This is a genomic window from Cyanobacteria bacterium GSL.Bin1, assembly GCA_009909085.1.
Classification (GTDB): domain Bacteria; phylum Cyanobacteriota; class Cyanobacteriia; order Cyanobacteriales; family Rubidibacteraceae; genus Halothece.
In genome coordinates, this window is the sequence record JAAANX010000014.1 from 1 (window position 1) to 7,660 (window position 7,660).

Consider the following 7,660-nt stretch of genomic DNA (forward strand, 5'->3'; position numbering starts at 1 on the left):
CCTTTGTTGCCCTCATGGAAGTACCCAAGCGGCTCAAGACACGCGATGACTTGCGAAGTCAAACCAATCGGGCATTCCAGATCGAGATCAATAATATCTTTGGCGGGCATCCCGGGAATAGAAGTCGAACCAATATGATGGATTTGACATCCCTCGGGAAGATGGGGCTCAAGCCATTGGGCAATTGAGGAAAACCTCTGTTTCCAATTGGGGAGATAGGGAAGGATGTATTTCATTTTTTAGGTGCTTTAGACCGCTTATGAGTCCGATAAAAAAATGACTTGTCGATCAAAAAAATAGTCTTCAATTAAATTTTTGATCACGATTTTATCTTCTTCCGAAAGCCCATCCGAATAAATACAAATCAATCCAATTGTCGGGTAGCGGCAAAACTTAGGAATCGTTCCCGTCGGAAAAGAAGGAGAATTATAATAATCTTTACCAATGACCGGAGGAATGAAATCAGGATGAGCCGAATCAGGAACAATTCTATCCGGAGGGATCTTTCTAAAAGAAGAATCATTTTCCGGACGAATTAGAAAAGGAGATGCCTCCCTCTTTGAATCATTGGCTTGAAATTCACGATTTTCAGCACCGATCCTGAAAATCGAAGGCTCAGCTCTAACGCTTGGTAGAATGAACAGTAATTGTAAACAACCGATCCCAAAAATAGTGAAGGATAAACCAATCAACTTTTTCATAAACTTTTAACTCCTTAACCCTCAAGGCTCTCTTGTTGATTAATCGAACTCTTCATTTTCAGAGAGTAGGCTGAGCGCGTTAGTTAATTTTTATACATACTTTTTTTACGATTGCTCCTTTTGACTTATGCACTCTAACGGAACTCCGTTCCAGAGACCTGGGAAAAAGAGCTAACCAGATCAAACGATCGCGTCCTCATGCTTTACTCCGGTCTTTGGCATTTGCTAACATGGAGCGACCTGCATCTGTAATCAATTTTGAATGGGATCAATTGGAGGTGGATGTCGGTTAACTTCTAAATCAGCAGCACGAATATTAATAACTCGACTTCGGTTAAAACCTAAAGCAGTAATCGTGGCTCTTCCTTTGACAGTTAAGCCAATAACAGATAGTTTGTCCTTCGACCAAATAAAATGTTCCTTCCAGTCATCTCGACGAGGATTAAATAAGGGAGTTTCTTCATGAGTTTCAGGATCAATGGCAGTTATTTGATTTGATTTTTGTCGATTACAGTGAAAACAAGCTAAAGCCAAATTATCTAAGTTGTTTTCTCCTCCTTGATTTAGAGGAATCACATGATCGATTGTCAATTTAACGTATTGCCATTGCTCACAAGTATGACAATATTCACATAAATAGTTAGCTCGTTGTCGGACTTGAGCTTGAATTTCTGGAGATAAAGAACGACTAGCTGACACGAGGTTCAGAACTTATTTGAGGGAGAGATTACGAATCGTCCGATTGACTAAACTAAGATAATCATCTAAGTCTTCATAATGGTCGAGTTCTTCTTCTTCCTCTGGATTTAATAAAGTTGTTTGTTGTTTGACGAGTAAGTTTTCTATCCGAGCTTGGACTTTCTGCGATGCTTTTAAAATCGGAATTCCTTCAACAAGTTCAATCCTAATGGCTTCTTCTTTTGGGAAAGTTGAAGGTAAGTTATCTAGCTGAAAGGGCGTAATAGTCATCGTGAAATTCTTGCTTAATATCTTAATTATTTTAGAGTCGAATCTTTAAGTGCTCAGATCGGCGTGAATTTCGGTTCCATCGGTTTCAGGAAGTGATCATTACTTTCCTTAATCGTAACGTCAAAGTCACGCTTGAGCGTGAACGGAACTCGCGACTAAGGGAAATCTTTCGACTACCTGCCTCTATGGAGCCACCCACATCCGAGAAGCCTGTACCCTCCGCACCGCAGACGTTTACAACCGCAAAGGCACGCCTCGCAGCGACCTCATCATCCGTAAACCCAACAGCAAAGGAAAACTCGCTACTCGCACCATTCCTGTTATTGAAGAATTACGCTCTCTTTTGATTGACTACTATCCCAACCCCCGCACTTGGTTCTTATTCTCCGGTCGCCACAATAAAGGACATCTTCATCCTGACAGTGCAGCCCGTATTTTGAGAGAAGTTTGTCTCAAGCTGGACAACGAAGGAGTCTCTACCCATTCCTTTAGAAGAACCGCTTTAACTCAGATGAGTAACGCTGGGATTCCGTTAAGGGTCATTCAAAAGATATCGGGTCATCGTTCCTTGGGGGTTCTGCAAGAGTATTTAGAGGTTACGCCCGAGCAAGTGCGGGGTGCAGCGTCTTCTCTGTCTATGCTTGGTTATTCAGATCACAATGCTCCTGACAGTCTTAATCCCCTTGATTGGGAACTAGACTTTAAAAATGAGCCGGAAGACAGCCAACCCCACACAGATTGGGAAGAAGAGAGAGTAATGGGGGATTTAGACCGGGATACTAGAGTTTCAGAAACAGGCTGGTTCCCCTACCAAGGAAGCCGGCTACCATCCCAGTTGAAAAATTGCCCGCTATCCCTTACTTCTAGGTTTTGGATAATTCCGAGCAATTGGGCTGCTGTTCGCTCGGCGGAAAACAATTGTTCGGCAGGGATGTGGCGCTGAAAGGGTTGGGAAAGGCGGGTGTCAGTGGTTCCAGGATGTAAAGTGACGACAATAGTTTGCGGGCTTTTTCGTTCATACTCGATGGAGACAGTCCGCATCAGCATATTGAGGGCTGCTTTCGAGGCGCGATAGCCGTACCAGCCACCCAAATAGTTATCGCCAATACTGCCGATTTTGGCGGAGATGCTAGCAAAAACGCTGCGCTCGTCGTGGCGAAATAGAGGCAATAGGTGTTTCGCTAATAAAACGCCGCCAATGCTGTTGACTTGAAAGTAGCGTAACAATGATTCCGATTCCACCTGCCGCAAGCCTTTTTCCGGGCGAATTTCCCCCTCGTGAAGAAACCCGATGCAGTTAATCGTAAGGTGGAGTTTGTCGATTGCCGAGTGCATTTTTGCAGCCACATCAGCGATTTGTCCTTCTTCGGTCACATCCATCGGAAGGCAGATCACCCGGTTGGGGTAGTCCTTCGCGATCCCGATTAGTTCCTCCGCAGACTCCCGACAGCGGTAGGTCGCGTAAATTTGGGCAAGATTGCCATCTTGGAGGAGTTGTTTGACAAATTCCAATCCAATTCCCCCACTTGCGCCGGTAACGAGAGCATTGGCATGGTTGATATTGCCGATAACGGACGTGTTCAAGTGTTTCTCCTTTTTCCTGACTCTAACTACAAAACCGACACGCTTTACAGCCACTTGCTACTATCTCCCGTCTCTAAAAGCGCGATCGCGCTTGGCAAGATTTCACCAAGACTTTTTATTTAGGTATAGTTCCAAGAGGACTTGGCAATATTGCCAAGTTCAGCATATGACAAGATCACGGATTGCTCACACAACCTTTATTCTTCGGTTATAAAAAAAGAAAGTATAAATCGCTTCACCTGATTAGCAGTAATCTTTAATTTTGCTGACAGAAAGAATACTGTTCTGGTAATACCCACTGAATTAACAAACCAACGTGGCTTTCCTTGGCTAAGAAGCTCATAATTGATTTCATAAATATCGCCCATCCATTCTTCTCGTTCCTTTTTCGAGAAAAACGAATAGGCGATAAAACAAGTAATATATTCACTTACAAAAGTTTTCTCATTTATTTCTAGATTCGGAGAAAGCTGGTTCCCACTCTCGTAACTGATCTCGTAGGGCTTGCTGAGCTTTACAGGCTGCTCGCCCTTTCTCTGTAATTTGGTAATATCTTCTTCGGGCTCCACCTCGCTCTTTTCGTCTTTCGTCTCCCCAGTGGGATGTAATGAGATCTTTTTCTTCAAGTTTGTTAAGGGTCGGGTAAAGCGAGCCCACATTGAGTTTTTTCTGTCCTTGGGTTGCTCGTTCAATAGCCTTGATAATTTGTAATCCGTAGCATTCGTGATTATGCAATAAGAGAAGAATAAGCTCTTCTGTTGGTGAAATTTTAGGTAATCTATTGAAATCAAAATTTTCATACTGTCCATTTACTCCTGTTGGAGATTTGTTTTGTTGTATAACTTTCATCTTTTTTTCTCTTGCTATCGTTATTATCATCATCTTCGATAACAGGGTTGTAGCTGTATCTATAGCCCTATTACCATCGTCTTCAATAACAGAGTTGTAGTTGTTACTCATCACTCTGCTATAACTTTAATATATCTTACTTTTATAAGAATGCTCAAAAAAATATACCTAAAGGTTGAGTCAAAGCAAAGGATCACGCAAAGTAAAAATAATTGGAGTTAAGCCCGATCGCGCCACCGTCCCCAAAACCATGTAACCTAAACCTAATCTCCTCCAAGATTAGGCATGAAAATTGATCGGTATGGGCTTTTCGTTAATTCTAACGGCTGAAGAAATCCAACTCCTCTTCAGTGAGGGATTTGCTACCCCACGCGATGCCCGAAAGGCGGTAGCGCAGGCTACATCGCGTCCTCACGCTTGGCTCCGGTCTTCGGCATCTGCCTCTATGGAGCCACCCGTATCCGAGAAGCCTGTATCTTTAATCCAAATCGATAAACTTACTGGTACACTCACTTGGTTGAACGTGCAGATATCTCGACGTTACGGCCAGGGAACTATGACCCAAAGATTTCATCACTAAATCGATTCCCGCACCATGATTTAAACTATGACAGGCATGGGCATGACGCAGCCAGTGCGCTGAAGTATGGGGATTAATCCCTGCTTTCTCCACCGCTTTCTTAATTAAGCGATGGATGGCATGACGGTCGAGGCGATTGCCAAACCGAGATAAAAACACCGCTTCCGTTTGATCACTCCTGGGAAGTTGCTTCAGTTCCGACCAGAATTGATGAGTAATTAATAAAGTCCTCGTTTGATGACCCTTGCCCAAGATCGTGACCGTCACGCTTTCTTCTCTTGGCTGAAAGTCCGACCAGTTCAAACCGACTAACTCAGAGATCCTCAAGCCCAGAAGATATAAGAGAATGAGTATGGCGCGATCGCGCTCATTAGTAGCGGCATTAATTAGCGCCTTGACCTCTGTCTCCCGTAAAATCCTTTCATTGAGAGCATCTTTCGCTTTGATGGTCTTAATCATCGAGGCGGGGTTATTGGTGAGATAACCCGTCTTGACCCCAAAACTAAACAGAGACTTAATCGCAGCTAGTTTATTATTAATCGTGTTCTGACTCTTGCCGCGAAGCTGAAACGATTCTAGCCATAACAAAATATCTTCCAGCTTCACCTCTTCTAGTTCCTTCCCCGCAAAGGTGAGAAACTGCCGAGAGATCGTGAGATAAGTCTTTTGGGTGGTCACGGACTTTTGGGAAATCCACAGTCTAATCAATTCCACATCTCTTTTCGCGTCGGTTAGCTTCGGGTAAATGTCGATCGTCATAACAACAGAATTCACGTTTTGTTGTGTTGGTGCAAGCGCTTAATCTTTAAGTTTTACCACGAGCGCATGACTTGAAAACAATTGTTTGAGGAAATGTCAAATTCCCTCCTAACAATCACTCTGAATCTGATGTCGGAAAACAGCTATTTCTCCACCTCAACTTAAAGCGCGATTGACCCTTCGGGTCAACGAATCGAAGATCCGATCGCGCTCTTTTCGTAATTAGGGAGCGATAGTGAGCCGCATCCGAAAAGCCTGTAATTTAAGAACTGCCAACACAAAAAAGGCGAACCAATCTAGAAAAAAAAGAAATGATTTAAGTTCGCGAATTTTAATTGAGAACTTATTCCTCCTTTTGTCCCACCTGACGTGGGTTGCCGATCGCGTTACGTCGATGATTTTTGAGAAGTTTCATCCCTATTTACTTGGTGGGCTACATAGGTTCGCAACACATCATTAATTAGGGTTTGATAGCCTCTTATTTCAGGGTTGTTTTTGGCTGTATTACGAAACCATTCTAGGGTATCGGTATCAATCCGGATCGATATGGCTTCTGTAGCTGGTTTTCGCTTGATTAACTTAGCATTTTTGAAAAATTCTTCATCAAGTTCAGGAATGTCCGAGTAGTCTATGTCCTCATCTGACATATTGACTAACTTACGATGTCGTTCTTCGGGTGACAGATCAAGACTAAACTGATTGTTGCTCATACATCCTCCTTTCTTTTTTGTTAGCTCGTCGCGCCGAGATGATTCTGGTCACTCCGTTTCTGTCTGTATGGACTACCAAGATCACAATAACTGGCTGCTCAGGTAGCAAAAGTTGTCCGATTGAGAGTTCTCTTGTTTCTTCATAATCAAAGCGATCGTCTAGGTACGTTAGTAGGTTGGGGTCGCTGAATATCTCAACAGCTTCTTGGAAGGAAATACCATGCTTGATGATGTTGGTTTGGTTCTTTTGCTCATCCCACTCAAAGTCCATATCTTGAATATACCTTCTTGTATATACAAACTCAAGGAAAACCACCTCCAAGAACCTAATCTCCTCCAAGATTAGGCATGAAGATAGATCGGTATGGGCTTTTCGTTAATCCTAACTGTAGTGGACTGAAATTATAATCACTCCGACCCGAAATCATCGGCATTTTGAGACCACATTATTTGAAACTATATTTTCGCTTCGACCCACATTATGGCTCTTGCTCACTTTTGGTGATGAATCAAGATGGGATGGTGAAGTTGAACTCGGAATTCGGAAAGAATCAGATGACGCGCATGTCAATGAGGATGGTTGAAGCCCAAATTTCTCTTGCATCAAGCTTGTTGAGCGAACCCAATAGATGCCTAACAGCTTATAGTCAGCGGTACACCGGACTCAAAGTCCGGTGCCTGCGCTGACCGCCCAGCCGCGGTCAAGATAGAGGTTGATTGTAAAGAGGGGAAAAGGCGATGGAAATCCTCAAAAGCTTATTACCCCATTTACCTTACCTTCGACCAGCCCTTTCAAGGTGTTGTGATTATTCCCAAATTATAGTTAGGTAAAAGAATCCATGTTGCTAATTTAGGAAGTAGGGAGAATGATTCTAGGGCAGGTATTTGAGCGTTTTATAGAGGAAAGCCCCGTATCAGTCATGGTTCGTGGACTGATGGAAAAATTCTTATCTCCCCAAAAAAGACCAGACGACGTCGAAAACGCACTCGTCCTGCTAATCGACCTCATGTTTCTACTGCTAAGATTTTATCCCAAAATTAAGACCACAAACTTCACACCTTGAAAGGGCTGGTCCTACTTTAGTTGATTTGACGATGTAAAGAGAGTGATCGGGTTGGATAAGAAGTGTTTATTTTTCTTCATTGAGATACTCAGCTAACGCTCCCCAACCTCTAGCTTTGATACCAAAGTAATCTTTAGCAGCTTGAAAGGAATCGAAGTTTTCTTTTAACCAATCAACAGTATATGGCTCTCTAAAATCTGCTACTTCTAATTCTTCAATTTCTTCATTCTGATATTTATTGTCAAAATAATGAGACTTGCTTTGTATTTTATTGGCTAAATCTAACCAAGTATTTGCATCAGTATTATAGGTAAGGCAAGCATTTTCTAAAAAGTAATATTCATTCTCTAACTGCTTAGCTAACTCTTCTGCTATCGGATATTCATTAAATTCATCATTATCTTTTAATTCTTCTGTAGTTACCTTTTCAGAAATTTCTGAATC

11 protein-coding genes and 1 pseudogene are annotated in these 7,660 nt (G+C 42.5%); 1 reads left to right on the forward strand and 11 read right to left on the reverse strand.

Annotated features, from left to right (window positions below):
• From GVY04_00380 to GVY04_00395, 4 genes are all read right to left on the reverse strand, one after another.
• On the reverse strand, nt 1-236 hold a 236-nt coding region (locus tag GVY04_00380; GenBank protein NBD14632.1), incomplete at its 3' end, for a hypothetical protein.
• Between the two features lie 21 nt (nt 237-257).
• On the reverse strand, nt 258-701 hold the full coding sequence (locus GVY04_00385) for a hypothetical protein (GenBank protein NBD14633.1): 444 nt from the start codon (nt 699-701) through the stop codon (nt 258-260).
• Between the two features lie 252 nt (nt 702-953).
• A complete protein-coding gene (locus GVY04_00390) occupies nt 954-1,400 on the reverse strand; it encodes an HNH endonuclease (GenBank protein ID NBD14634.1) in 447 nt (148 codons plus the stop codon).
• A 12-nt stretch (nt 1,401-1,412) separates the two neighbouring features.
• Nucleotides 1,413-1,670 (reverse strand): hypothetical protein, encoded by a 258-nt coding sequence (locus GVY04_00395; GenBank protein ID NBD14635.1) that lies wholly within the window; start codon nt 1,668-1,670, stop codon nt 1,413-1,415.
• A gap of 199 nt (nt 1,671-1,869) precedes the next feature.
• Between GVY04_00395 and GVY04_00400 the strand changes: the two are divergent.
• A pseudogene (locus GVY04_00400) lies at nt 1,870-2,319 on the forward strand (tyrosine-type recombinase/integrase).
• 158 nt (nt 2,320-2,477) lie between these two features.
• Here GVY04_00400 and GVY04_00405 read toward each other — a convergent pair.
• The 7 genes from GVY04_00405 to GVY04_00435 form a co-directional block, all read right to left on the reverse strand.
• Entirely contained in the window at nt 2,478-3,239 is a 762-nt protein-coding gene (locus GVY04_00405) for an SDR family NAD(P)-dependent oxidoreductase (GenBank protein ID NBD14636.1), read from the reverse strand.
• A 212-nt stretch (nt 3,240-3,451) separates the two neighbouring features.
• Nucleotides 3,452-3,622: a hypothetical protein gene (locus GVY04_00410; protein NBD14637.1), complete on the reverse strand. Its 171-nt coding sequence runs from the start codon at nt 3,620-3,622 to the stop codon at nt 3,452-3,454.
• Nucleotides 3,623-3,698: 76 nt separating this feature from the next.
• Nucleotides 3,699-4,103 (reverse strand): PadR family transcriptional regulator, encoded by a 405-nt coding sequence (locus GVY04_00415; GenBank protein NBD14638.1) that lies wholly within the window; start codon nt 4,101-4,103, stop codon nt 3,699-3,701.
• A gap of 478 nt (nt 4,104-4,581) precedes the next feature.
• Nucleotides 4,582-5,442, reverse strand: coding sequence for a tyrosine-type recombinase/integrase (locus GVY04_00420; protein ID NBD14639.1), 861 nt, complete (start codon nt 5,440-5,442; stop codon nt 4,582-4,584).
• A 386-nt stretch (nt 5,443-5,828) separates the two neighbouring features.
• The gene (locus GVY04_00425) at nt 5,829-6,152 is read right to left on the reverse strand and encodes a hypothetical protein (GenBank protein NBD14640.1); all 324 of its coding nucleotides are present in this window, start codon (nt 6,150-6,152) and stop codon (nt 5,829-5,831) included.
• A complete protein-coding gene (locus tag GVY04_00430) occupies nt 6,133-6,423 on the reverse strand; it encodes a BrnT family toxin (protein NBD14641.1) in 291 nt (96 codons plus the stop codon). Before GVY04_00430 ends, GVY04_00425 begins: the two co-directional genes overlap by 20 nt.
• An 859-nt stretch (nt 6,424-7,282) precedes the next feature.
• A partial coding sequence (locus GVY04_00435) for a hypothetical protein (GenBank protein ID NBD14642.1) occupies nt 7,283-7,660 on the reverse strand: 378 nt, incomplete at its 5' end.

Coding starts and splice junctions, on each gene's coding strand:
- GVY04_00385 (NBD14633.1), bottom strand. CDS start 701: ATGAAAAAGTTGATTGGTTTATCCTTCACTATTTTTGGGATCGGTTGT.
- GVY04_00395 (NBD14635.1), bottom strand. CDS start 1,670: ATGACTATTACGCCCTTTCAGCTAGATAACTTACCTTCAACTTTCCCA.
- GVY04_00410 (NBD14637.1), bottom strand. CDS start 3,622: ATGGGCGATATTTATGAAATCAATTATGAGCTTCTTAGCCAAGGAAAG.
- GVY04_00415 (NBD14638.1), bottom strand. CDS start 4,103: ATGAAAGTTATACAACAAAACAAATCTCCAACAGGAGTAAATGGACAG.
- GVY04_00420 (NBD14639.1), bottom strand. CDS start 5,442: ATGACGATCGACATTTACCCGAAGCTAACCGACGCGAAAAGAGATGTG.
- GVY04_00425 (NBD14640.1), bottom strand. CDS start 6,152: ATGAGCAACAATCAGTTTAGTCTTGATCTGTCACCCGAAGAACGACAT.
- GVY04_00430 (NBD14641.1), bottom strand. CDS start 6,423: ATGGACTTTGAGTGGGATGAGCAAAAGAACCAAACCAACATCATCAAG.